Below are 25,384 nucleotides of genomic sequence, written 5' to 3'. Positions count from 1 at the left end.
AGCATGTGCTGATTTCTTTTGCACATGAAAAGCTAAAAATTAGAAGTTCATTACTTTGTTTACAGCTTCAACAATATCTTTGTGGTTTGGTAACCATACGCTCTCTGCTTGAGAGAATGGGAATACTGTATCAGCAGCTGCAACACGTACAACTGGAGCTTCTAAGTTTAAGATTGCACGGTCGTTAATTTCCGCTACAACGTTAGCTGCAATACCAGCTTGTTTTTGAGCTTCTTGAACTACAACTACGCGACCTGTTTTTTCAACAGAAGCGATGATTGTTTCGATATCTAATGGTTGAACTGTACGTAAGTCAACAACCTCTAAAGAGATACCTTCTTTTTCAAGTTCTTCAGCAGCTTTTAATGCAGCGTGAACCATAGCACCGTAAGCGATAACAGATACATCTGTACCTTCACGTTTGATATCAGCTTTACCTAAATCAATTGTGTAATCACCTTCTGGTACCTCTTGACGGAATGAACGGTACAATTTCATATGCTCTAAGTAGATAACTGGATCGTTGTCACGAATCGCAGAGATTAAAAGACCTTTAGCATCGTATGGAGTAGATGGAATAACAACTTTTAGACCAGGTTGTTGAGCCACTAATCCTTCTAAGCTATCAGCATGTAGTTCAGGAGTATGAACACCACCACCGAATGGAGAACGAACTGTTACTGGAGCAGTCCAACGTCCACCAGAACGGTAACGCATACGAGCTAATTGACCAGAAATTGAATCCATTACTTCATAAACGAAACCGAAGAATTGGATTTCTGGAACTGGACGGAATCCTTCAAGTGCAAGACCAACTGCAAGTCCACCAATACCAGACTCTGCAAGTGGAGTATCCATTACACGATCTTCACCAAATTCAGCTTGTAAACCTTCAGTAGCACGGAATACACCGCCGTTTACACCAACGTCTTCACCAAATACAAGTACGTTAGGGTCATTTTTCATTTCAACGCGTAAAGCATCAGTGATTGCTTGAATCATTGTCATTTGAGCCATGGCTTACTTCGACTCCTTTTCTTTGTAGATTTCATATTGTTCAGCTAAGTTGTAAGGCATTTTTTCGTACATGATTTCCATTAAATCAGTTACTTTTTGTTTTGGAGCTTGGTCAGCCTTAGCAATTGCTTGTTTGATATCTTCTTTTGCTTCTTCGATTACTGTCTCTTCAACTTCTTGAGACCATAGGCCTTTAGCTTCTAAGAACTTACGGAAGCGTACGATTGGGTCTTTTTGTTCCCATTCGTTTTCGATATCTTTTGTACGGTAACGAGTTGGGTCATCACCAGCCATTGTATGTGGACCGTAACGGAATGTTAAAGTCTCGATTAAAGTAGGGCCTTCGCCATTTACTGCGCGCTCACGAGCAAAAGCAGTTGCTGCGTATACAGCTAATGGATCCATACCGTCTACTTGAATTCCGTAAATACCTGCTGCTACTGCTTTTTGTGCTACAGTTTTAGCTGCAGATTGCTTTTCTACTGGAGTAGAGATTGCATAACGGTTGTTTTGAACAACGAAGATTGCTGGAGCTTTGAATGCACCTGCAAAGTTCATACCTTCGTAGAAGTCACCTTGTGAAGCACCACCGTCACCAGTGTAAGTAATTGCAACAGATTTTTTACCACGTAGTTTCATACCTAACGCAACACCAGCAGTTTGGATGATTTGCGCACCGATAATAATCTGTGGAGCTAATGCATTTACATTCTCAGGCATTTGGTTACCCATGAAGTGTCCACGAGAGAATAAGAATGCTTGGTATAATGGTAATCCGTGCCATACTAATTGTGGTACATCACGGTATCCTGGTAAGATGAAGTCTTCTGCTTCAAGTGCGAAATGACTTGCTAATTGAGAAGCTTCTTGTCCAGCTGTAGGTGCGTAGAAACCTAAACGTCCTTGACGGTTTAAAGAAATAGAACGTTGATCTAATACGCGAGTATACACCATACGACGCATTAATTCTTTTAATTGATCATCAGATAATTCAGGCATAGCTGCTTCATTCACAACTTCACCGTTTTCATTTAAAATTTGTAATGTTTCAAATTGAGCTGCGATAGCTTTCATTTGCTCATCAACATTAAATAGGGTCTTTTTTGTTTTAGTACCCATTCCGTTCACCTCTTCCTCTCTTGAACCATATTCTGAAACGCTTTCACTGGCTATTTTCCAGTTTAAAAAGCGCAACGATGTAAACCAACATGTTTGTATGTCGGTTGAGAATAATTTTGTGTACCTAACAATCTGTACTAATGTTTTTTCAGAAACATATTAATACAATCTTGATCACGTTTTTTAGTTTACAACTATTCTAATTACGATGTCAATTACTTTGAATACGTTTTTTTATAAATAATATGCAGGTTTCTACTACACAAACGTGTTTTTATTTTTTACATCTGTATTAGTAAGCATTGACCTACTGTTATATTATTCCCTTTTTCACTTATTTTTTCTCTTAGAATAATATGTAAACGATTTAATTCTCTTTAGTTTTTCTCTCTTCGTAACAAAAATATACAAACTACTCTTCCTTTTTTAGGTAAATACCTATACATTTCTACCCTCTCTTCCATACATTATAGTAACCGCAGTATTAGCGGGAAATGATAAAGGAGGTCATCTCATGTACGGATACTCATATTGCTATCCAACTTGTTCATATCCTTCCTACGGTTATGGCGGTTCTTGTGGCGGGTCTGGACGCGGCTTCGCCTTAATCGTTGTGTTGTTTATTCTTTTAATTATCGTTGGTGCTGCTTGCATTCGCTAATGTAAAACGAAACAACTATGGAAAGAAAAAGACGGCTTTGCCGTCTTTTTCTTTTTATCACATACATAACTACTCTATAATAGAACAATTTCCAAAATGCCTTCCCTTTCTTGCCGATGACTTTTTCCATCTCCTTTGGTAGACTAAAGAGGAAAGGAGAGATTACATATGCTTACAATGAAAGATGTTATTCGCGAAGGAGATCCTATTTTGCGCAACGTTGCAGAAGAGGTGTCATTACCGGCAAGCGAAGAAGATACAACTACCTTAAAAGAAATGATTGAATTCGTAATAAATAGCCAAGATCCTGAAATGGCTGAAAAATATAGTTTACGCCCTGGAATCGGATTAGCGGCTCCGCAAATCGGTGTTTCAAAAAAAATGATTGCAGTTCATGTAACCGATGCGGATGGTACATTATATAGCCATGCATTATTCAATCCAAAAATCATTAGCCATTCTGTTGAACGTACATATTTACAGGGTGGTGAAGGCTGTCTGTCTGTAGACCGCGAAGTACCTGGTTATGTTCCTCGTTATACAAGAATTACAGTAAAAGCAACTTCTATTAACGGAGAAGAAGTAAAATTGCGTTTAAAAGGTTTACCAGCAATCGTATTCCAACACGAGATTGATCATTTAAATGGCGTTATGTTCTATGACCATATCAATAAAGAAAATCCTTTTGCCGCTCCTGATGATTCCAAACCTCTAGAGCGATAATAATAAAAAGGCGGAAGTTAATCTTCCGCCTTTTTATTATGAAATGGGTTCCATATTCACTTATAGCAATCCAGCCCACTTTAGTCCATGATATATACCGTCTTCATTAACATCCTTTGTCACATGATTTGCAAGTTTTTTCAAGTCTTCATGGCCATTTCCCATCACAATACCTGTGCCAACGGCTTCGATCATTTCTAAATCATTTAAGCCATCTCCAAATGCATACACTTGATCACGATTAAAACCTAACTTTTCAATGTATTTCTCAATTCCTTTTGCCTTAGAACCACCATTCGGAATGATATCCATTGAATATGCATGCCAACGAATAAAATGAAAATCTGGATAATGATTAATAAACTTTTCCTCTTCATTTACTTCACAAAAAAGTAGTGTTTGATAAATATTACGTTCCTCATAAAAATTAGGCTCATATGCTGGATGCTCAAAGTTTAAGCTTCCAAAGCCTTCTTTCACATAATCATGATATTCCACTGATGCTCTCATATCTTGATGGTCAAGATATACAAGTGGATATCCTTCTTGTTTTGCAAACTGAGTAAACCTATGTAAAGCATCTGGATGTAACGGATTATTAAATATTACCTCATCTTCAAAGACAACATATTGTCCATTAAAACTAACATAATTATGTATATTAAGTTCCCTGCGAATATCTTCGAACATAAATGGCGCGCGCCCTGTCGCAATTGCTACATGTACACCTTTTTCTTGTAACTGTTTTACTGCATCTCGTGTAGATTGCGGAATTTTTTTATCATGATCTAATAATGTTCCATCAATATCAAAAAAGACAATTTTATCATTCATTTGTCAAAATCCTTTCTGGGACTCTATATTCCTATTTTGAATATCACTTTTCAAATTCTAAAAAAAAGTATAACATATTAAACATCTGTGAAGAAAGCGTTCCCTTTCTGACCTTATTTGTAAACTTTGCATATATATATTAGTAAAACATGTAGATACTTGTTCGGATGAATTTTCTTTTCCATTCTTCCTCATACTATACCTATAACTAACGGCTACTGATCGTTACTATAGAATAACTTTCACTGTATGGGAAAGGACAAGATTCACCATTCACTTTTGTCCTATCTCTTATATCAGAGATAGAGTTTTCACTAGTAATAGGCATGTTTAAAATAAGGAAAGGAAGGAGTAATCATGCTGAAGAAGCTGAAGAAAAAGCTCAAGCGTTATTTAAACGGTCTAGTCCGTAAAAAGACAATCGCTTAAATTGTGCCCATTTCGGGCTTTTTCTTCATTCTCATTCGAAAAAACATGAAAATCGTGACTGTTTGCTTTATAATAAGTAACAGATAATGCAAAACATAGACAAGGAGAGGTTTTCCAAATGATTTTTAAAGTATTTTATCAAGAAAAATTAACTGAGGTTCCAGTACGTGAAAATACAAAAGTTTTATATTTAGAGGCTACGTCTGAAAAGGATGTTCGTACAAAGTTAAATAAGTTCGCATATAATATCGAGTTTGTTCAGTCTGTTACTGGCGCTCATCTTGAATATGAAAAAGAAAACGCTGATTTAACATTAGCGGAAATCGTATAGCGATATGAAATTTCTAAAAAACGACCAAGTTGCTGTATTTGCTCTCGGTGGGCTTGGTGAAATCGGTAAAAATACATACGCTGTTCAATTTCAAGATGAAATTATTATAATTGATGCTGGAATTAAATTTCCAGAGGACGAACTTCTCGGGATCGATTATGTAATACCAGACTACACTTATTTTGTGCGAAACGAAGATAAAATTAAAGGGTTATTCATTACACATGGTCACGAAGATCATATCGGCGGAATCCCTTACCTATTACGTCAAGTGAACATTCCGATTTACGGCGGAAAATTAGCAATTGCACTCATCAAAAACAAATTAGAAGAACACGGCTTACTTCGTAAAGCAAAACTTTACGAGATTCAAGAAGATGACGTTATTAAATTCAAAAAAACGTCTGTATCCTTCTTCCGTACAACTCACAGTATTCCAGATTCGTACGGCGTTGTTGTGAAAACACCTCAAGGTCAAGTTGTTCATACAGGTGACTTCAAATTTGACTTCACACCAGTTGGTGAACCAGCTGATTTAACAAAAATGGCTGAAATCGGTAAAGATGGCGTACTATGTCTATTATCTGATAGTACGAACAGTGAAGTTCCAAACTTTACTATGTCTGAGCGTCGCGTTGGTGATAGCATTCAAGACATTTTTCGTAAAGTAGAAGGACGGATTATATTCGCAACCTTTGCATCAAATATCCACCGCTTACAACAAGTTGTTGAAGCTGCTGTTGAAAACAACCGTAAAGTAGCTGTGTTTGGTCGAAGTATGGAAGCAGCGATTGAAATTGGACAAAACCTTGGTTATATTCGTTGCCCGAAAGATACATTCATAGATGCATCTCAACTAAACCGCTTACCAGCTAATAAAGTTGTTATTTTATGTACAGGTAGTCAAGGTGAACCGATGGCAGCACTTTCACGTATTGCAAATGGTACACACCGCCAAATTCAAATTATTCCTGGAGATACAGTTGTTTTCTCTTCTTCACCAATTCCAGGAAATACAATTAGCGTAAGTCGTACAATTAACATGTTGTACCGCGCTGGCGCTGATGTAATTCACGGGAAACTTTCAAATATCCATACAAGTGGACACGGTGGACAAGAAGAACAAAAGTTAATGTTACGTCTAATTAAACCGAAGTACTTCATGCCAATTCATGGTGAATATCGTATGCAGCGTATGCACATGAACATAGCAAATGATTGTGGCATCCCTGAAGAAAATTGCTTCATTATGGATAATGGCGATGTTCTTGCTTTACGTTCGGATGAAGCTAGCGTAGCTGGAAAAATCCCATCTGGTTCGGTCTACATTGATGGAAACGGTATTGGAGATATTGGCAATATCGTATTACGCGATCGTCGTATCCTTTCTGAAGAAGGACTTGTAATTGTAGTTGTAAGCATTGATATGAAAGAATTTAAAGTTGCAGCAGGACCTGATATCATCTCACGCGGTTTCGTTTACATGCGTGAAAGCAGCGATTTAATCAATGATGCACAAACATTAATTACAACTCATTTAGAAAAAGTAATGGAGCGTAAAACAACACAATGGTCTGAAATTAAAAATGAAATTACAGACACATTAGCCCCATTCCTATATGAGAAAACGAAACGTCGTCCAATGATTTTACCAATCATTATGGAAATATAAGAAAAAGGACAATGCCATGAAGGCATTGTCCTTTTCTTTTCTCTTATCTTAAAAAGTGTTTAAATCGATCCACTTCATCGTCATGACCAATGACAATTAATATATCTCCTGCTTGAATATTCTCCGTAGCTCGAGGGGATACGATAACTTCTTTGCCTCGTTTAATTGCTACAATATTCAATCCAAACTTCGCACGAATATCTAATTCAATTAAAGAGTGCCCATCAATTTTTTTATTCGCAATAATCTCTACAATACTATGCTCATCTGAAAGCTCAAGGTAGTCTAGCACATTGCTTGATGCAATATTATTAGCAATCCTTTTTCCCATATCACGTTCTGGATGCACAATATGATCTGCACCTATTTTACTTAACACTTTTTCATGATAATCATTTTGAGCTTTTACAGTAATATTTTTTACACCCAACTCTTTCAAAATCAAAGTCGTTAAAATACTTGAATTTAAATTATCTCCAATAGCAACGACTACGTGATCAAAATTTCGAATACCAAGGCTTTTTAATACCATCTCATCTGTTGAATCTGCAATTACAGCATGCGAAGCTATATTTGCAAATTCATTAATTTTATCCTCATCTGAATCGATTGCCATTACTTCCATACCTAATTGAGCTAGTTCTCGGCAAATACTTCCACCAAAGCGACCAAGTCCAATGACAGCAAATTCTTTTTCTTTCTCACCCACAAGAATTCCTCCAATAACTTCAAGTACTATTTATTTTCAGTGTAACACACTTTATATGCGTCACAAAAACTATGATTAGCTCTTATTTTTGTTTTTGTATATAAAAATATTGTTGCAAGTAAAAAGCGATACCAACAAGTAGCATAGCAAATACAAATATATTTCCAAAAGAACTAAATGTTTCAAAAACGAATAATAATGTTTCTTGACCAAAAAAGGCAAATAGAAGCTGTGTGAATGCAAATAACAACGCCCATATGTAATGATGTTGATGGAATAAATAATGCGTTGCACCTAAAAAAGCAATAAACGAAAAGATAAAGATCCACCAATTTTCTAAAAATAGTTGCCAATTAGAAAATTGATATCCATTTACTAATATCGCAATAAGCGCGATAACTGCCATCGTCGGCACACTCCAAAATAATGCCCGTCCTCTAAAGAAACGAGTGCCTTTAACATCTCCTTTTTCATGTGCAATATATGTTAGTACTACTGTGCTTATATACAAAACAGAAAGAATTGTTAAAACGATAATAAGCCAAAAATGTAATTGATAATATTCATGCTCTATATTTGTCACGATTGCAGCTAACATGCACGGAATTAACATTCCCGTCCAACCATCTACTTTTCTTTCATTCCAAAAGACCGTATTACCAATCCTTATTCCTAACAACATAAAAATAATGATACCCAATACAAATAACGTAGTTTTATTCCCTACTAAACTCGTTGAGAAAGCAATTAATCCAATAAATAAAAAGAGCACAAACCCATTCATAATTTCTAGTACAGGTGATAAATATCTCTTCACCCATTTGTATGTTTCGTCATATTCATTATTATCTACTAGACGATAGGCATAAAAACTTATCCCAAAATAAACCGCCGCAATAATAACATACGCATATAAGACGAAACATAAAATCGCACTGCTAATTTGCACGTAATTCCCCACCCTTTTTTCTATGTTTCACATTGATTTTACACACTTTTCATACTAAAAGTAAACATATATAAGTTAGTCAAATAATTAATAATGAGCAGTGGCTAAACCCCCTGCTCATTATTAAAACAGTACAATTAACTTTAATTCTTCCATTTGTATGTAAATGTCTAAAATCAATCTATACGAGCGTTACTTACACCTCAGAACAAAAAGTTTTTTGGAACCTTCAAGAGAGCGGAAGTTTTATTTTCTATTCCCTTTCCACTTTACATATTGGCTTAAAAATGTGATTGCCTTTTCAATCACTTCTTCGTCTGGTTTTAATTTTGCATGATGTAAACCATATTCTGAATTTACTCCAAGCCAAAACATAAATCCAGGGATTTCTCGAAGCATATAACCAAAATCTTCACCCGTCATTGCCTCAGTACATGTAATAACATTCATATCAGTTTGTTTATGTACAAATTCCATAAACTCTCTCGTTAACTCTTCATGGTTATATACTTGATGATACATTGCTCCGTAATCTATAATCGCCTCACACTGGAAAGAAGCTTCGATACCTGCAACAATTGACTCAATTCTGCTTTTCACACGCTTCATTGATTCCACTGATAATGTTCGAATCGTTCCTTCTAAACGAGATTTTTCTGCAATAATATTTTGAACCGTACCACCTGTAATTTTCCCGATTGTAATTACTGCACTATCAAGAGGATTTACATTGCGACTAATAACGGATTGAAGCTGTGTAACAAGGTGACTCGCTGCAACAATCATGTCATTTGCAGTATGCGGATAGGCAGCATGGCCACCTTTCCCTTTTAAATCAATATATAATTCTGAAGTATTGGCAAATAACAGTCCTTCTTTCGTTGCAATTGTCCCCACAGCGTATTCTGGTGCAATATGAAGACCAAGAATTATATTTGGTTTCCATTCTTTTAACTCTTCACTTTCTAACATAGGAAGAGCACCGCCTGGTCCTTCTTCTGCTGGCTGGAATAGAAATACAAGGTCATCATCTATTCTTTCGCTCACAGCTTTCGTTAGAAGGCCTAAACCGATTGTTGTATGTACATCATGGCCACATGCATGCATCATTCCTTCATGAATAGAAGCAAACTCGTATCCAGTTTCCTCTGTAATTGGTAAACCGTCTATATCTGCACGATAACCTATTATTTTTTCGGGATTTTTTCCATTTACTTTAACGATTACACCCGTTTTCCATGTCTTCACTTCCATAAATTCATGAGAAAGTGTTCCTATATAATCTAAAATATACTGTTGTGTTTTCCATTCCTTAAATCCGATTTCTGGAATTCTATGTAAATCTCTGCGAATTTGGATAAATTTGCTTACTGTCATTTTTGCACCTCTATCTATAAAAAGCGTAAGAGCCCATTTACGCTCTTACGCTTTTTTTACTTTTTATTTCTCTGGGTTTAATTGACGAAGCTCTTGTTTAATTTCTGTTTTTGCTTTTGTCTTCTCATCAATTTCTTTAATTACACGTGCTGGAGTACCTGCAACAACTGTGTATGGAGGCACATCTTCTGTTACAACAGCTCCTGCTGCTACGACTGCACCTTTCCCTACTGTAACACCCTCTAAAACAACCACGTTTGCACCGATTACTACATCATCTTCAACGATAACTGGTTTTGCAGAAGGTGGCTCAATAACACCTGCAAGTACAGCACCTGCACCTACGTGACAGTTTTTACCGACTGTTGCACGTCCACCAAGTACTGCGTTCATGTCGATCATAGAACCTTCACCAATTACAGCACCAATGTTAATTGTTGCATTCATCATAATTACAGCGTTGTCACCAATTTCAACATGGTCACGAATAATAGCACCTGGCTCGATGCGAGCTTTAATACCTTTTAAATCAAGCATCGGGATTGCAGAATTACGACGATCGTTTTCTACAACGTAGTCAACGATGTGCTTATTATTCTCATCAAGAATTGTCTTAATTTCAGACCATTCTCCGAATAATACACCTGACTTTTTATTCACAAATGCTTGTACTGTTTCAGGGAATGTTACTTCTTTTAAATCCCCTTTTATGTATACCTTTACAGGAGTTTTCTTTTCACTTTTTTGAATAAACGAAATAATTTCGTTAGCGTCCATCATTTTCATTCTTGTTGCCTCCTAAATCCATTTATAATGTTACTCTACCAAACGAAAGAGCGAGTAGCAAGATAATAATCTTATTTTTCCCTTTGAATTTCTTCTATAATTTCTAAAAATGCTTGTACTTGCTTCAACTGCCTTGCCGAGTCACTTGTTAACAACCATGTTTCTCTCGTCAGTTGAACAGGTGTTTTATACATATTTTCCTGTACTTCCTTTAAAACAGTAGAAGGTAAAAGGGCATAACCTATACCATTTAAAACAAGTTGTTTACATGTTTCAATTTGGTCAACTACAATCGTTCGCTTAGGCGGATTAGAAAATAAACCATACCACCAATTTTGTATTTGTCCATAATAAGTCGAATCACTTTTAAATTGAATGAACGGCCTATTTGTTTCTTTTAACATCGAAATATCTTTTATTTCTTTATCAACTAAATACAGTTCATCTTCAAATAATTGTTGCTTCTGACCTTTATATTCTTGTGTTCCCCTCAGTATAGCAACATGAACGTCTCCTTCATAAAACTGCTTTTGCACTTCACTACTCCATCCAGTAAACAGCGATATCTTGACAGAAGGATATTTATGCACAAACTTTTTCAAAACAGGAGGGAGCCAATATTGACCAATAACTGATGCAACAGCTATTTTTAACGTTCCATGAGTTTCCGTTCTGAAAACAGCTAGCTCACTTTTTATATCTTCTTCCCTTTGCAACATTTCTTTAGCATAATTTGCAACTTTTTCCCCTTCAGGTGTAATTGTCAATCCTTTTTGTGAGCGAATAAAAAACTTCATTCCCCATTGTTTCTCCATAGATTGTAATCGTTGACTCAGCGCAGGTTGGGAAACAAATAAACGTTCCGCCGCTTTTCTCATATTTGATTCCTGAGCTAACACAACCATCATTTGAAAATCATCAATTTGCAACTTTCTCCCTCTTTCCTTAGCTTCCATACACCTTATTTCAATAAGCTTTTCATCCTTAATTTACCCGAATGCTTTCATTCAGAAAATACAATTGTCCAGCGCAAACTTTCCTTATGTTTTATGTCTTTTTAAATATAATACATACACAAGTGATATGCACGAAAAAAAAGTGACTTCTTCGTTTCTATGAAGTCACTTTTCTTACGTTATCGATTATGTTGCCTTACTTTCTTATTCAACAATTTTAAAATAGCCCGACGTGTTAAAATCCCCTCAAAATAGCCTTCTTCATTAACAGCGCAAATAAAAGGATGATCAATTGTCATTTCTAAAGCTTTTGCAAATGAATCGTCTAATTTAAGAACAGGTATATCTTCTTTCATCACCTGCTCTACTTTCATATCATCGAGTCTTTCAAACTCAATACGTTCTAATCCTAACATACCATCTAATATCATGGCAGTACTAATCAAACCATGTAGTTTATACATTGGATCTAAGACAGGTATGGCCGAATATCCAGATTTCACAAGAACGAGTAAAGCATGTTCTAAACTATTTCCAATTTGGACATGAGCTACTTTTTCCGATGAAATCATTAAATCCTTCACAAGAATTTGTTGAAATTCGTCTTTCGGAATACTAATCATATTACATCCCCCATTTTCCCTTTTTCCTGCTTATGTTCACAACTCTATTCACATTTTATGACAGCGTTTTCATATTATTATTTTGTCCTAAATTTATTTCAATAAAAATACAATCACACAGCTATTTTAGCATACAGCACAAAAAAAAGACTACCATTCCGGTAGCACTTAATACCCTTTATTTTTTAATCTGTAAAATAACCTTGTGATTTTTTTATATTGCATCACATCTGTCTGTTTCAAACCATTCTCAATATCTGTAAGTTCCACAGCTAAAATTTCACTTGCGTAATTTTGCTGAAATAAAATATCTAGTAGTAAACTTTCTTCTTCCTTCGTTAAAACAACTTCCCTTTGCATATACCCCTCTCCTTACACTCGCATCGTTACTCTTATTATATAAAAAATTCAACCTATTTAATAGATGTAATATTCAGTTTTTATTAAAAGATATGTAGCAATCGTATACATACAAAAAAAATCATTTCGTATATCGATTTGCATAGCTAAACGCCGCATAAGCATCTGGCTTAATTTTTGCAGTTAATCCCATCGCTCGAATTTTTTCTGTCATATCTAAAATAAATTCTTTTGTTAAACCATCATTCCCAATGTCTAAATGAATTTCCATTATGAATCCAGCCCCATCTTGAGCATAAGGATGCAATAACTCCCATATTGTTTGTATATGAGTAGGCGTAAATAGACATGCGATTTCTTGACTAAACTGCGTTTCTAAATATATTTTCTCACGTAAGGTTGCCGGCTTATCTTTTACTGATCTATGGTGTAAACAGCCCCAGGCACCTTTTCCAACACGATGAATATGGATTGCTGTAATAAACCTCGTATCCTTTTGATGCGCTTGTGAGTCTGTCCCAATGGATAATCGATATAAATTTCGCGGATCCTTTTCAATGAAACTACAAATACGGTTAAAGACCATATCAAAATTTAAATGTCTCTCTGAAACATTGTAAAATTTATGTGCACCGTCCACAGAGTCACGTCCTTTCAATTAGACAGACTTTTCGTATTCTCATTGTATGGGACAAAAACTAAAATTATAACTTCCTATCCTTTATTCGTTTCAATATTTCGAATTACAAAGTGACAAACTTGGCACGTATAAATTACATTTTGATTAGATTGAGCCGTTAATACATGAATAATCTCAGCAGAACTTTGACAATTAGGACAAATCACAACTGGTAAACGTTCCATACGATAACCTCCTAGTTATATTTCTCCCGCTATTTGCAGAACCCAGCGATTGTGAGAAGTTTAGCTTCACATATTCACCCGGTTGACGGGACTCATTTTCCACATGGATAAGCAAACTTGCACGGATTAAAATTTCATTTTAATACCATTGTAGGAAAAATAAAAAACTTCTATACATTCCACTAGAAAGTAATAGAACTAAAAAAGGTACTGCCACATGGCAGTACCTTTTTTATATGTATCAAGAAATGATATCGTAAATCTCAATTGCAACCATGTCGATATTATCGAATTGATACACTTGAGGTTTTTCACCTTGTTGATACACTTCTAACTCATACATTTCACTTTTATCGAAAAATTTCACGCTACATTTGCGCTCACCGTTCACTTCAAAATAGCGTTGTGCTACTTCACCGCTTTCAGCTTGTTCTTGTAGACTAACAAGTCGAGTTAAAATTCCTTGGAGTAGAGACATGAAATCTCTCCTTTCTCTGATCTTCCTACCAATAGGTTTTACAGCTATACTCATTCTATCCGTCATAACAGAAAAAATGTTCCACACTCTAGGATAAAGGTTATTGGCCAGAAACTCAACTAAAAATTTGTCGAAATGCGAAGGAAAAAACAGAAAGAACATATTTCCCCTTCTTTATTGCGGTTTTTATACTGGAAGAATATAATAAAAAACAGAAAAAAGGAGGAATAACAATGAAAAAAATTGAGGTTTATACACAACCCGATTGTCCGCCCTGTGTTATTGTGAAAGAATTTTTGAAGCATAATAACGTTGCATATGAAGAATTTGACGTAAAAAAAGACGCTGCTGCTCGCAATCGTCTTTTATACGACTATGATTCTTATTCAACTCCAACAGTCGTAATTGATGGCGAAGTAGTTGCAGGGTTTCAAATTGAAAAGTTACAACAACTACTCAATATAGAATAGGAATAGGTAAATACCTATTCCTATTCTTATCCCGCTATTTGTGGGTAGTAAAACTCCTACCCCAAATTTAGCTACAGCAAAGAAGTTAGATGGAAGAGTAATCCCTCCCACTGATTAAAAGTTTCACTTTATAATTGTTGCAACCTTTTTATTTCAGTTAAAAGTTCCTGACTTTCATGATATCCTGCTAGCTTCCATTTATCTTGATCCCTTTTCAATGTTACAATTTGATACTGTCCACTTTTTGTCCGCTCATATACATATAAATTTTTATGTTCTTCATCATACGACATTTTCGTTTCTGAATTAAAAGAAAACGGTGCTTCTTTTGCCGGAAGTAAATATTCACCACTTTGTTTATCACTTCTGCTATTTTCATCTGTAAATACTTGAAGGAAATTATCTGTAAAATACGGTGATAACGTCTCTATCATCTTATTCATCGGCAAATGCTTCCCACGAATTGAAAACTGGGTTTCATAGCCTTTTTGTATCGTTGTAAATACTTCTTTCCGATCGACTTCCACTTCCTCTTTTCCTAAAACAGTCGTAACACTATAACCAACTAGAAAGGCAACACATACAAATAGAACAAGCCATATTCCATATTTCCTCATTTTTTCACCTTCCTTTTAAAAGAACTTGTCTTTGTAGTATTCATTGTAACAATGATTATGCAAAGACAGGACAGATTTCGTTCGTAAAATCTTTACAACGATAGACAGCATTTTCATCACCATTTTCACTATTACCAATTTATGATAAAAACAAACAAAAAATGCACGAATCTCTTCGTGCATTAAAATAAAACATCTTCTTCATATAAATATTCATAAGATAAATCTATAAATAAAAAGTTGTCATCATCAATCGGGAAAGAAAATGTTCGTACCATTTCTCCCGTTTCAATATCTGCATATAAATCTGAAAGCCTCGCCTTATTCTCAAAACGCATTTTCATGATATTCTCGAGAAAATACGGGCGCCAACTCCAGTTCTTCATATAATAATCCGGCATCACAATCCATTCTCCATCTTTTTTCATAACATTTCCTGATTGTTGGAAACCATCTTCATTACAAATAAATATACGAAAACTACACTGTGATACACTTTGACTAAATTGTAATAACCAATCATTTATATCTTCATTCTTTTTTTGTTTTGATAAAACATCGCCAATGCGATCGCGTAACATCTCTGTTAAATTATAAATTTTTTGTAACTTCTTCTTTTCATGCTGAATAAACTGATGACATTCATTACCTAGTCGCTCTTTCAAAACATTCGTTTCAATAAAATCAGGTAAACATTCTTTCAAATAATTACCTTGATAATATCTTCCGCCGTTCTTCCAAGCATATTGCAGTTGATAAAAAGCATCTATTTCTTCATATAACAAAGTTGCACCAATTCTTCTAGCAAGTAATGATAAAGAATATAAAATATCTTGATAAGATTGTAAAAGTGCTGTTTGCCTTAAGTTCGTTAAATCTACTTTTAAAATATCAGGTGCTAACACGCTAATACGCTCTAAATTACTTGTGCCCGTTCCGACTTTATTAATCGAAATTTGAATACCATATGTACGATAATACATAAGCAAATGATTAAATTGCTCTATATCTTCTTTACATTCATGTTCTGTAATCTCTAAAACAATTTGTTTTAAATTTAAACCTTGTTCTTCATACCTCAATAAAAGTTGAAGCAAGCTTTCATCATCATCATTCATTAATACATTAGCATTCCGATGTATAAATAATAATAATTTTTGATCGCTTTCTAAATAACGATTTAAAGCTTTTTCTACTATAATATTATCCGCTTCCAGTTGAAATTCACTTGGAATCGAATCATCGTGAAAGAAAGAAGCTAAACTTTGTATGCCCTCTTCTGTTTGAATACGTCCTACTACTTCGTATCCAATTACAGTATGCTCATCAGCACTAAAAATAGCTTGATAATAAGGAAGGACTTTATCCAAGTTACTCATTACATCTAATGCATCTATCAACGTGCTTCCCTCCCTTTACTTTTCAAAAATTATAACATGATATTTACGGAAAAATAATAAAAAATCCCTTCAGTTTTCCTGAAGGGATTAGAGGGGTAAAATGCTAAGGGGAATTAGCAATTCTACTATGAAGAAAAAAGAGGTCTTAAATATAACGTATATATGACCTCTTGTAAACACTTTTCTTTCATATGTCACAATTCCGTCACATTTAGCCATAAAAAAATGAATCAAATATTCATTTTTTTATCCCTTTTAAAATGGATATTGATGTAAATGTTGTCCTCCATCCATTGTCATGCAAGTTCCATTTATGTACGCAGCTTCATCTGAACATAAATAATAAGCTAGACCAGCGATTTCTTCTGGCGTACCCAGCCTTCCAAGCGGAACACTTTGTATCGTACGTTTAGCCATTTCTTCTGAAATCCATAATTTATCAGCACCGCCCGTACGTTCAATTGGTCCTGGCGCGATAGCGTTAACTCGTATTCCATATTTACGTCCCCACTCAACAGCGAGCGTCTTCGTCATCGCTAATACTCCTGCCTTCGCTGCAGCCGAATGAATAACTCCTGGACCAGCATCCCATGCATATGTTGCTACCATGTTAATGATATTCCCTTTTATACCTTTTTCAATCCAATATTTTCCGACAGCATGACTACAGTAAAACGTACCGTTTAATACAATATTAATGACTGAATTCCAGCCATTCCCAGATAAATCTTCTGCTGGACAAATAAAGTTTCCAGCTGCATTATTTATTAAAACATCAATTCTACCAAACTTCTCATCAATCTGTTCAATCATTTTCTGAATGTCATCCGTATTTCTTACATCCATTTGTACAGGTAATACTTGCCCTGGAAATTGTTCAATTTCCAACTTTGTTTCCTCTAGTTTTTCCTTTGTACGTCCTGTAATAACAACTCGTGCCCCTTCTTTTGCAAAACGAGTCGCCATTCCTTTTCCCATTCCACTCGATCCACCTGTTATAATAACTACCTTTTCTTTCACATACATCCCCTCCAAAAAATGAATACACATTCATTTTATCACTTTATTTAATAGAAATCTTTATATTTTTAAACTTTTCTGATATTTTAGCGTAAAGAACTTTCTTTTTATTCATTTTTTTTCGTAATCTATACTACTTTTTATTATGTAAAGTATATTTTAAATAAACTGAAAGGAGATTTGAGTAGCCTATAAATGGAATGAAAACATTGAGGTATACTCATATTTTTATGAAGCACATTACAAGAAGAAATTTTTTAAAAATTGGTATGCGTACTTGTCTCTATTCATTTATAACCAGTAGCATCGGATACTACTATGCTAAATATATAGAGCCCCATTTCATTTCTTTTACACAGCACACATTAAAATCACAACTCATCCCAAAAAGTTTTCATGGTATGAAAATTCTTCAATTCAGCGATTTACATCTCGGATACTATTTCTCGCTTCAACATTTATCTAAAGTTGTTTCTAAAATTAATGCTGTAAATCCAGATATTGTCCTTTTTACCGGAGATCTCATTGATAATTATCAAACGTATACTGACACTCCTTTCGTTGCATCCATTTTAAAAAATATACAAGCCCCCTTTGGTAAATTCGCTATTTATGGTAACCATGATCACGGTGGATATGGAACTGAATACTATGAGCACATCATGCGTGAATCAGGATTTGAGCTATTGCTCAATAGTGAAAAAAGAATTCATCTAATGGATAATAGTGAAATTTCTATTTTCGGTCTCGATGATATACTATTAGGCAAACCAAAAATAGAGAAAACATTAGAGCATGCACGGCAAAGTACTTATAACATTGTTCTTGTTCACGAACCAGATATCGCGCCCAAAGTTTCTAAATATCCAATCAACTTGCAACTTTCTGGTCATAGTCACGGCGGACAAGTACAAATTCCTTTTTTAGGAGCTATTATTACACCTTCACTCGCCAAAGACTATATTGAAGGCTTCTATACAATTCAGGATTTAACTCTCTATGTCAATCGAGGCCTGGGAAGAACACGTGTCCCATTTCGCTTTATGTCAAAACCTGAAATCACAATTTTCACACTCCAACATTCGTAATAATTCGCCTATTTTCTTACATATCCTTTCTTGTACGCGCTCATCCACGTTTTGTTTACCATATGATAAAAGTGAGTCCAATAAAGGAGGTATGTTCATGTATCCATATTATCAACCAATTCCAGTCCGTTCAGCACCTATTGGTCCAGTAGGCGACTCACGCTTCTTCCCGTTTTTTGGCGTTCCCTTTCTAGCTGGAATTGCTGGTGGATTGCTCGGCGGAGCATTAGCTTTCGGCCCTCGACCATTTTATCCACCTTATCCACCACCTTTCCCGCCGCCAGCACCTTATCCTTGTTACGGTGGACCATGTCAGCAACCATACTATTACTAAGTTAAAATAACGATTCTTTCAAATATTATTCTCTCAACGAGCCATCTCATTACACGCTTATAATAAAACTATTGTTTCTACTCATCCTTCCATTTTTGGAGCATATGAGTAGAAAAAAGTAAAAACCTCTTATTGACATAAGAGGTTTTTACTTTTTTCATTATTCAGCGTCTGTATTTTGATATGCCATCTTAAACAACTTCACTTGGCTATCAATTTCTTCTGTACTACTATTAATAACATAATAGTAATCACCATCTTTATTTTGTTCACGTGTTTTCACATTATCAGCTAATGTAAGCTGTAAAATCGCCTTAATTCGTGCCTTCATTTCAATATCTAATATCGGGAAAGATATTTCCACTCGCTTCTCCATATTTCGCGTCATCAAATCAGCTGAAGATAAATATATTTTCTCCTCCCCATTATGATGGAAATAATAAATACGGCTATGCTCTAAGTATCTTCCAACAACACTAACTACACGAATATTTTCACTTACATTTGGAATGCCAGGTCTTAAACAACATGTCCCTCGAACAATGAGCTCTACCTTTACTCCAGCTTGTGATGCTTCGTACATTTTTTTAATTAATGGTTTATCTGTTAATGAATTCATCTTAGCGATAATATATCCATTTCCATATTGCCTATGATAACGGATTTCTTCATCTATTAAATCTATAAATTGCTCTCTTATATCAAATGGAGCAACCGATAAATGATGAAAATGTGGCTTTGTTGTATAACCACTTAAATAATTAAAGAAATTGGTTGCATCAACCCCAAAGTCTTTTCTTGATGTAATATATCCAAAATCAGTATATAACTTCGCTGTTGCATCATTATAGTTTCCAGTTCCGAGATGTACGAACCTTTCGATTTTTCCGTTTTTTCTTCTTACAACTAATGTAATTTTACTATGTGTTTTCAAGTGACTTACACCGTAAATAACATGACAGCCTGCCTGTTCCAATTCTTTAGCCCAATGAACATTGTTTTCTTCATCAAATCTTGCCTTTAATTCAACTAATACTGTCACTTGTTTTCCCTTTTCAGCCGCTATCTTTAACGCCTGAATAATCGGTGAATCACCACTTACACGATATAACGTTTGTTTAATCGCAAGTACATTCGGATCGTCCGCCGCATCACGGACAAAATCAACTACCGGCTGAAATGATTCAAAAGGATGATGTAATAAAATATCATGCTCAATTGCTTTTTCAAATACATCTTCTTCATCACCTAAATCTTGAGGTGGTTGCGCAATAAGAGCCGGATATACAAGATGTTCATATAAAGGAGCTAGTTTTTTATATAAAGAAAACAAACATGTTAAATCTAATGGACCATCCATTATATATACATCTTCATCTTTTACTTCCAGAACCTCATATAATAACGCTAGTACTCTTTCATCAATGTGTTCTTTCCCAACTTCTAAACGAACAGCAGCCCCCCACTTACGCTTTTTTAATTCTTTTTCAATTACCTTTAATAAATCTCTCGCACCTTCTTCATGAATCGTTAAATCTGCATTGCGTGTAATACGGAAACGAGTAACAGATGATACTGTATATCCCGTAAATAATTTATGAGTAAAGCTACTAATTACGTCTTCTAATAAAATAAATTTATGCTTTTGCCCTTCGCTCGGTAAAATTATGAAGCGCTCAAGTAATGAAGGAACTTGCACAATTCCTAACTTCGTCCTGTTTTCCTCTTCCGCTTGCTTCTCATCATATAAAAGAGTAGCCAAATTCAAACTTTTGTTTAATAACATTGGAAATGGGCGATATGCATCAATAGCTACAGGAGTTAACACCGGAAAAATTTGCTCATCAAAATACTCTTCTATAAATTCTCGCTGCTCTTTCGTCAAATCATTGAATGTTAAACGTTCAATTCCCTCTAACTCAAGCGCTGGTAATACATAATTTTTAAATGTATCATATTGTACTGTCATTAGTGCATGGGCTTTTATCGCAATTTTATTTAATTGCTTTTTTGGTGTTAAGCCAGCTTTATTTTCTGGCTGATTAAATCCAGCACTCACTTGATCCTTTAATCCCGCTACACGTACCATAAAAAATTCATCTAAATTCGAACTAAAAATACTAATAAATTTCAATCTTTCCAAAAGTGGATTATTTGCATCTTGCGCTTCTTGTAAGACACGTTCATTAAATGCTAACCAACTTAACTCTCGATTATTGTAATAAGCTGTATCATTTAAATTTACTGCATTCCCCTTCAATAATTCCATTCTCTTCACACTTCCCCTTGAAACTTTTTCACTATAATTTAGTTACTTTTATTTTAGCAAATTACAATATTATAAAGTGTAATTTTTTTGTAAAGACATCCGTACAACCTAATGTTTTAGTTCGAATAACAAGTTAATATTCGTTTTTAACACTCTTTCTAACTGTTTTTTTTGTTTTTCAGCCTGCACTTTTTCCGCTAATGCCGATTGTTCACATAAAGCTTTAAATGTTAATCCTTCTTCGTTTTCTGTTATAGATATGGTATCAATAAGCGATCGTTGCCTTACATTTAAAGTAGCTGAAAATTGTAAAACAGCTCCTAACAGGCGGATTTTTTTTTGTTCGCTTTTATCAAACCAACCTTCAAATGGAGATAAATGTTGTTTAAATAACATTTTTGATTTATACGATGCAATAAGCGCTAGCCTTACTCGATCTTTATGCATCATGCCATCAATTGTCTTATTCGCTAATAAATAAAACGTATGTAAACGACTTGCTTCTTCGTCTATATATTTGCCTATATTAAATACTTTCGCTGCTTGATGGAACACTTCCCAATCTTTTACTGACATAGAAATAAGCCCTATTTCCTCAAGTTGTTTGCAAATTAGTCTTCCATGTTTAATAAGCTGAATAACAAATTCCATGTCCATTTCGTATTCATGTGATAGTAAATGCAGACTTTCTTCAACTACGTTCGGATAATATGAAATCCCCAAATCTTTTGTCAACTCTTCATAGAAAACACCTTCTCTTAACCCTTTTCTACTTAATACAAATGCCGGTGCCTCTATAACATTAACAAGTGTATGAAATACTTCAACCGCTGGAATAATCGTATCTGCTCGATCTTTTGCCAATCCTTCCAATTTCTGAAGTTCTATGTACGACAATTTTTCCAATTCATCTTTTACACTTTCAATATCTTCTTCTTTCATCTTGTATAAATGTAATCCTGCTATAGGATAGCATATTAAATTTTGATGGATTTTCACTAAGTTCCTAGCACTACCACCAATTGCAATAAGAGGCAATTTCTTATTGATTAACCATGGTAACGTTCGAAATTGAAACTCTAAATACTGTTGCATTCCCTCTAACTCATCTTTAGTAGGAATATCCCCTTTAATAAATTGTTGCTTTAAAGAAAGTGCCCCAAATGGAAAACTATGGTACTCTAAAATCTCTCTATTTCTAAAGTATGTAACTTCTGTACTTCCCCCGCCGATATCTACCGTTATTCCTTCTGAAAACGATGTAGAATTCATAACCGCCAAGTATCCGTAACGCGCTTCCTCATACTCTGATAATACTCTAAGAGTAAAGTCCGTTTGTCCTTCAACAAGCTTTTTAATTTCCTCTTGATTCTCCGACTGTCTAATTGTTGCTGTTGCAACACAAAGTACATGATGCAACTGATGGAATCTTGTACTTTCTTGAAATTGAAATAATGTCTGTAATAATACTTCTATTCCCTCTTCATTCAACACACCATCAATTAAGTAATTCCTTAACCTAGCAACAACTTTCGTATTTTCAATCTCTTTATAAAAACCTCCATTTTGCTTTTCATAAATAACTAAACGCATTGTATTAGATCCAATATCTATAATGGCATACTGTTGTTTTAATATTTCTTTCAAACTTCTCACTCTTTCATTATCAAATTTCAAAAACATATTCTATTACTATTATACAAAATAGTTGTTTTTTGTAACAATATTGCTTTAATATTGAAAATATATACAATCACTTTTTGCGTATAATAAATACCTATTTTATTTATGGTATAATAATGAAAAATTGAAAGGAGATTCAATATGAAACCTTCACAACCACAATCTCAATTACAAAACCAACATTCTATTAATCGACTAGCTCAATCTATTTTCGTTGTGAATCGTCATGCTAAAGCAGCTACTAATCCTAAATATTTATACTGGTTAAAAAAGACAGCTTTAGAACGTTTGATTGCTGAAAAAAAAGCAATTAAAGAAGGATTACATTTTTCTAGAAACCCACGTTTTAGCCAACAACAATCTGATGTCCTTATACGTTTAGGCGATTATTTTTTCCACATCCCTCCTACGAAAGAAGATTTTCGAATTCTACCGCATCTTGGTCATCTTGAATCCTCCTATCGAAATCCGAAAACAACCTTATCTTTAACAGTGGCAAAAAAAACAATTCAAGATTATATTGGTCCTGAAGCATTAAAACAAGAAAAAAAATTAAGTGAACCTGTTCCATGGTATAGTCGTACTTATACAAAAAAATAAAACAGTTTGGCCAAGTGTAGGCCAAACTGTTTTATTTTTTCTCTTCTTTAATTTTAATATTTGCTTGTTTATAAAAAGCTACTTTTTCTGTATTATAAGACTTTGTGAATTCATTAAATTTATCTTTTTCTGACTCAATATCCTTATAAGATTGATTTACTACTTTTACTTTTTCACTAATATCTTTTAATTTAGTACCTTTATCTTGTAACATTGTATATAACTCTTTTTCTTGTTTTAAAGATTTGTCATAGCTGTCATACATTTTATTAAATGAATCGTGTCGTTTCTCATACGTGCTTTTCACTTTATCAGCTTGATCTTTCAATTTCTTATCTTCAATTTTCTTCACATACTTATCAGCTGACTTCACTTCTTCTTGCGCTTTATTTAAAACTTCTTTTTCTTTTGCAAGCACTTTTTCTCGTTCAGTTGTATTTTTCACTGCTTGATTCAGTTTTTCTTTAACAGTTTGATTATTATCTTTTCCTTCTTGAACAATCTGGTTATATAATTCTTGTCCTTCTTTCTCTAAAGTCTCAAGTTTTTTTGCATCTTCAAACATTGTTTTTTCTTGTTTAGCAGCGTTTTCAAACGCTACATATAATTCTTCTTCTGGTTTCGGACCGAAACAACCGGCTAATAAAATCATTGATAATGCAGTTACAATTGCTAATTTACTATATTTCAACATCTCTTCCTCCTACTTATAAACGACCATCGTGTAATATAAAAAAGTTATAAAATATGTAATTGTTCTATACACTCGCATCTTTTTTACGAAGATCATTAATATTGTTTGTACAAATTATTACTTGATATTACATTATTCTTTTTGAATTATTTAGCAATTCCATATCCATCTTTAAGTATACTACTTCGTGTTTTTTAAGGCCTGTTTACACTATGTATTACTTTAATGTCCACGGAATTTCACCTCAGTCTTAATAAGACTATAATAGTTCACCTGATAAAAGGTGATCGCTCCGCTCTCACGTCTATCATTCCCTTTCCAGCTTTCTATCAATTAATCTCTTTGTTCATTTTACACAGTACAATCGATATCTCGCAACAACTTACAAATATTCTTTTCATTTCCTAAAAAGGAAAAGTGTAGAGCTTGCTTTCCTCTACACTTTTAAAATAAAACACACTGTGCAAATTGCATTGACACTACCATCATAATTATATGCTTATTTCATATATTTTTAAAGACTTTTATTACAAACGTGGCGTTTTTTTGTAATAAAAGTCAAAAAAATGTTACAAATAAAACATCTTCCTATCATATATCTTCAAATCAAAGCTTCACTCATTTTCTTGCAAATTTCTATACTGGTACAATTGATTTTGCGACTTTCTCAACAGTTCTTCAAACGTTTTTCCTTCTACTGGATAGCTAGCTGCTCCAAATAAAAGAGTGACACTGAGTAAATCACCTTCTATTTCACTTTCAATATTTTTCATTAATCGTTTTGTTATTGTTGATGTTTCATGACCATTATCAATTGCTACAATAACGTACTTATTTTCATCCCACTTTGTAACAACATCGCCCTTCCGAATTGTCTTTACAATGGTACTCTCTAATTTTTGTACTAACACTCCCAACTTTTTTTCTTGCAACGTGTCTTTTAATCCTTCCCATTCTTTTACAGAAAGAATGTACACTGTAATATTACGAGAATCTCTTTCAGATAAAGCAGCTACTTTCCCAAAAAAATCAACAACAAAATCATTGCTTGCCATTCCTCCTACTTCCATACCCATACGCTCGTTCGCTCTTTTATCGTACCAATGTCCAAAATAATAACTTAGTATCATTTGCAATATATAAATAATAAAGACGGTATAAAATGATCGTGAATCCAGTTTTGCAATTACATCCTGAAGTGCAATCCATTCTGTAACTGCCACAGTATTGCCAAGCAATAATCCACTAATTTTCCCTTTATGTTTCATACTTTTCCCCCTTTTATACCAATATATGTTTCTATATCAATAATGTTTTTCTA

General features: G+C 34.3%; 28 protein-coding genes. 8 read left to right on the top strand and 20 right to left on the bottom strand.

Annotation, left to right across the window (positions count from 1 at the left end; genetic code table 11):
* Positions 1 to 39 precede the first annotated feature (39 nt).
* Both pdhB and pdhA read right to left on the bottom strand, forming a co-directional pair.
* Positions 40 to 1,017, bottom strand: coding sequence for a pyruvate dehydrogenase complex E1 component subunit beta (gene pdhB / locus AB6801_RS10560; RefSeq protein WP_000068168.1), 978 nt, complete (start codon positions 1,015 to 1,017; stop codon positions 40 to 42).
* Positions 1,018 to 1,020: 3 nt separating this feature from the next.
* Positions 1,021 to 2,136, bottom strand: a complete 1,116-nt coding sequence (gene pdhA / locus AB6801_RS10555) for a pyruvate dehydrogenase E1 component subunit alpha (RefSeq protein ID WP_000536895.1) — start codon at positions 2,134 to 2,136, stop codon at positions 1,021 to 1,023.
* A gap of 514 nt (positions 2,137 to 2,650) precedes the next feature.
* Between pdhA and AB6801_RS10550 the strand changes: the two genes are divergently transcribed.
* Both AB6801_RS10550 and def read left to right on the top strand, forming a co-directional pair.
* A complete protein-coding gene (locus AB6801_RS10550) occupies positions 2,651 to 2,797 on the top strand; it encodes a YjcZ family sporulation protein (RefSeq protein WP_000274562.1) in 147 nt (48 codons plus the stop codon).
* A 168-nt stretch (positions 2,798 to 2,965) separates the two neighbouring features.
* Complete coding sequence (gene def, locus AB6801_RS10545; protein WP_000957048.1) at positions 2,966 to 3,520, top strand: peptide deformylase; 555 nt, start codon at positions 2,966 to 2,968, stop codon at positions 3,518 to 3,520.
* A 60-nt stretch (positions 3,521 to 3,580) separates the two neighbouring features.
* Here def and AB6801_RS10540 read toward each other — a convergent pair whose 3' ends face one another.
* The gene (locus AB6801_RS10540) at positions 3,581 to 4,354 is read right to left on the bottom strand and encodes a Cof-type HAD-IIB family hydrolase (RefSeq protein WP_000998279.1); all 774 of its coding nucleotides are present in this window, start codon (positions 4,352 to 4,354) and stop codon (positions 3,581 to 3,583) included.
* Between the two features lie 547 nt (positions 4,355 to 4,901).
* Between AB6801_RS10540 and AB6801_RS10535 the strand changes: the two genes are divergently transcribed.
* Positions 4,902 to 5,114, top strand: a complete 213-nt coding sequence (locus AB6801_RS10535) for a DNA-dependent RNA polymerase subunit epsilon (protein ID WP_000576435.1) — start codon at positions 4,902 to 4,904, stop codon at positions 5,112 to 5,114.
* A gap of 4 nt (positions 5,115 to 5,118) precedes the next feature.
* A complete protein-coding gene (gene rnjA, locus AB6801_RS10530) occupies positions 5,119 to 6,786 on the top strand; it encodes a ribonuclease J1 (protein ID WP_000670377.1) in 1,668 nt (555 codons plus the stop codon).
* Positions 6,787 to 6,829: 43 nt separating this feature from the next.
* Here rnjA and AB6801_RS10525 read toward each other — a convergent pair whose 3' ends face one another.
* The 10 genes from AB6801_RS10525 to AB6801_RS10480 form a co-directional block, all read right to left on the bottom strand.
* On the bottom strand, positions 6,830 to 7,495 hold the full coding sequence (locus tag AB6801_RS10525; RefSeq protein WP_000504032.1) for a potassium channel family protein: 666 nt from the start codon (positions 7,493 to 7,495) through the stop codon (positions 6,830 to 6,832).
* An 82-nt stretch (positions 7,496 to 7,577) separates the two neighbouring features.
* A complete protein-coding gene (locus AB6801_RS10520) occupies positions 7,578 to 8,444 on the bottom strand; it encodes a cytochrome c oxidase assembly protein (RefSeq protein WP_001167321.1) in 867 nt (288 codons plus the stop codon).
* A 246-nt stretch (positions 8,445 to 8,690) separates the two neighbouring features.
* Entirely contained in the window at positions 8,691 to 9,821 is a 1,131-nt protein-coding gene (locus tag AB6801_RS10515) for an N-acetyldiaminopimelate deacetylase (RefSeq protein WP_000218662.1), read from the bottom strand.
* Positions 9,822 to 9,884: 63 nt separating this feature from the next.
* On the bottom strand, positions 9,885 to 10,607 hold the full coding sequence (dapD, locus tag AB6801_RS10510) for a 2,3,4,5-tetrahydropyridine-2,6-dicarboxylate N-acetyltransferase (RefSeq protein ID WP_000783241.1): 723 nt from the start codon (positions 10,605 to 10,607) through the stop codon (positions 9,885 to 9,887).
* Between the two features lie 71 nt (positions 10,608 to 10,678).
* Positions 10,679 to 11,563: a transcriptional regulator CcpC gene (locus AB6801_RS10505; protein ID WP_001987174.1), complete on the bottom strand. Its 885-nt coding sequence runs from the start codon at positions 11,561 to 11,563 to the stop codon at positions 10,679 to 10,681.
* 179 nt (positions 11,564 to 11,742) lie between these two features.
* Positions 11,743 to 12,186, bottom strand: coding sequence for a cyclic-di-AMP-binding protein CbpB (gene cbpB / locus AB6801_RS10500; protein WP_000623579.1), 444 nt, complete (start codon positions 12,184 to 12,186; stop codon positions 11,743 to 11,745).
* Between the two features lie 168 nt (positions 12,187 to 12,354).
* On the bottom strand, positions 12,355 to 12,546 hold the full coding sequence (gene abbA / locus AB6801_RS10495) for an antirepressor AbbA (protein WP_001188692.1): 192 nt from the start codon (positions 12,544 to 12,546) through the stop codon (positions 12,355 to 12,357).
* A gap of 121 nt (positions 12,547 to 12,667) precedes the next feature.
* Positions 12,668 to 13,186 (bottom strand): ribonuclease H-like YkuK family protein, encoded by a 519-nt coding sequence (locus AB6801_RS10490; protein WP_000348489.1) that lies wholly within the window; start codon positions 13,184 to 13,186, stop codon positions 12,668 to 12,670.
* A 74-nt stretch (positions 13,187 to 13,260) separates the two neighbouring features.
* Positions 13,261 to 13,410 (bottom strand): hypothetical protein, encoded by a 150-nt coding sequence (locus tag AB6801_RS10485; protein ID WP_000440540.1) that lies wholly within the window; start codon positions 13,408 to 13,410, stop codon positions 13,261 to 13,263.
* Between the two features lie 241 nt (positions 13,411 to 13,651).
* Positions 13,652 to 13,888, bottom strand: a complete 237-nt coding sequence (locus AB6801_RS10480) for a YkuJ family protein (RefSeq protein ID WP_000055151.1) — start codon at positions 13,886 to 13,888, stop codon at positions 13,652 to 13,654.
* Positions 13,889 to 14,121: 233 nt separating this feature from the next.
* Here AB6801_RS10480 and AB6801_RS10475 point away from each other — a divergent pair, with 233 nt between their 5' ends.
* Positions 14,122 to 14,358, top strand: coding sequence for a glutaredoxin family protein (locus AB6801_RS10475; RefSeq protein ID WP_000717875.1), 237 nt, complete (start codon positions 14,122 to 14,124; stop codon positions 14,356 to 14,358).
* Positions 14,359 to 14,486: 128 nt separating this feature from the next.
* On the opposite strand, the gene AB6801_RS10470 is transcribed toward AB6801_RS10475, so the two are convergent.
* The 3 genes from AB6801_RS10470 to fadH form a co-directional block, all read right to left on the bottom strand.
* Entirely contained in the window at positions 14,487 to 14,975 is a 489-nt protein-coding gene (locus tag AB6801_RS10470) for a DUF3993 domain-containing protein (RefSeq protein WP_001233804.1), read from the bottom strand.
* A 182-nt stretch (positions 14,976 to 15,157) separates the two neighbouring features.
* On the bottom strand, positions 15,158 to 16,375 hold the full coding sequence (locus AB6801_RS10465; protein ID WP_000564306.1) for an EAL domain-containing protein: 1,218 nt from the start codon (positions 16,373 to 16,375) through the stop codon (positions 15,158 to 15,160).
* A gap of 255 nt (positions 16,376 to 16,630) precedes the next feature.
* Positions 16,631 to 17,395 (bottom strand): 2,4-dienoyl-CoA reductase, encoded by a 765-nt coding sequence (fadH, locus tag AB6801_RS10460; RefSeq protein ID WP_370941070.1) that lies wholly within the window; start codon positions 17,393 to 17,395, stop codon positions 16,631 to 16,633.
* A 230-nt stretch (positions 17,396 to 17,625) separates the two neighbouring features.
* Between fadH and AB6801_RS10455 the strand changes: the two genes are divergently transcribed.
* Together AB6801_RS10455 and AB6801_RS10450 are read left to right on the top strand one after the other, a co-directional pair.
* Positions 17,626 to 18,483 (top strand): metallophosphoesterase, encoded by an 858-nt coding sequence (locus tag AB6801_RS10455; protein WP_033667426.1) that lies wholly within the window; start codon positions 17,626 to 17,628, stop codon positions 18,481 to 18,483.
* 97 nt (positions 18,484 to 18,580) lie between these two features.
* The gene (locus AB6801_RS10450) at positions 18,581 to 18,817 is read left to right on the top strand and encodes a hypothetical protein (RefSeq protein WP_000283738.1); all 237 of its coding nucleotides are present in this window, start codon (positions 18,581 to 18,583) and stop codon (positions 18,815 to 18,817) included.
* 160 nt (positions 18,818 to 18,977) lie between these two features.
* Here AB6801_RS10450 and AB6801_RS10445 read toward each other — a convergent pair whose 3' ends face one another.
* Together AB6801_RS10445 and AB6801_RS10440 are read right to left on the bottom strand one after the other, a co-directional pair.
* A complete protein-coding gene (locus AB6801_RS10445; RefSeq protein WP_097999117.1) occupies positions 18,978 to 21,086 on the bottom strand; it encodes a polyphosphate kinase in 2,109 nt (702 codons plus the stop codon).
* A 108-nt stretch (positions 21,087 to 21,194) separates the two neighbouring features.
* A complete protein-coding gene (locus tag AB6801_RS10440; protein ID WP_050552234.1) occupies positions 21,195 to 22,769 on the bottom strand; it encodes a Ppx/GppA family phosphatase in 1,575 nt (524 codons plus the stop codon).
* A 141-nt stretch (positions 22,770 to 22,910) separates the two neighbouring features.
* Here AB6801_RS10440 and AB6801_RS10435 point away from each other — a divergent pair, with 141 nt between their 5' ends.
* Positions 22,911 to 23,369, top strand: a complete 459-nt coding sequence (locus AB6801_RS10435) for a YkyB family protein (protein ID WP_000804862.1) — start codon at positions 22,911 to 22,913, stop codon at positions 23,367 to 23,369.
* A 31-nt stretch (positions 23,370 to 23,400) separates the two neighbouring features.
* Here AB6801_RS10435 and AB6801_RS10430 read toward each other — a convergent pair whose 3' ends face one another.
* Positions 23,401 to 24,063 carry a YkyA family protein gene (locus AB6801_RS10430; RefSeq protein ID WP_000922482.1) on the bottom strand — a complete coding sequence of 221 codons (663 nt, stop codon included), beginning with the start codon at positions 24,061 to 24,063 and terminating at the stop codon, positions 23,401 to 23,403.
* 614 nt (positions 24,064 to 24,677) lie between these two features.
* The gene (locus AB6801_RS10425) at positions 24,678 to 25,331 is read right to left on the bottom strand and encodes a diguanylate cyclase domain-containing protein (protein WP_000680811.1); all 654 of its coding nucleotides are present in this window, start codon (positions 25,329 to 25,331) and stop codon (positions 24,678 to 24,680) included.
* Positions 25,332 to 25,384 lie beyond the last annotated feature (53 nt).

This window comes from Bacillus sp. RCC_6_1, assembly GCF_041360755.1.
GTDB lineage: Bacteria > Bacillota > Bacilli > Bacillales > Bacillaceae_G > Bacillus_A > Bacillus_A cereus.
This window is presented reverse-complemented; position numbering and strand designations above follow the sequence as displayed.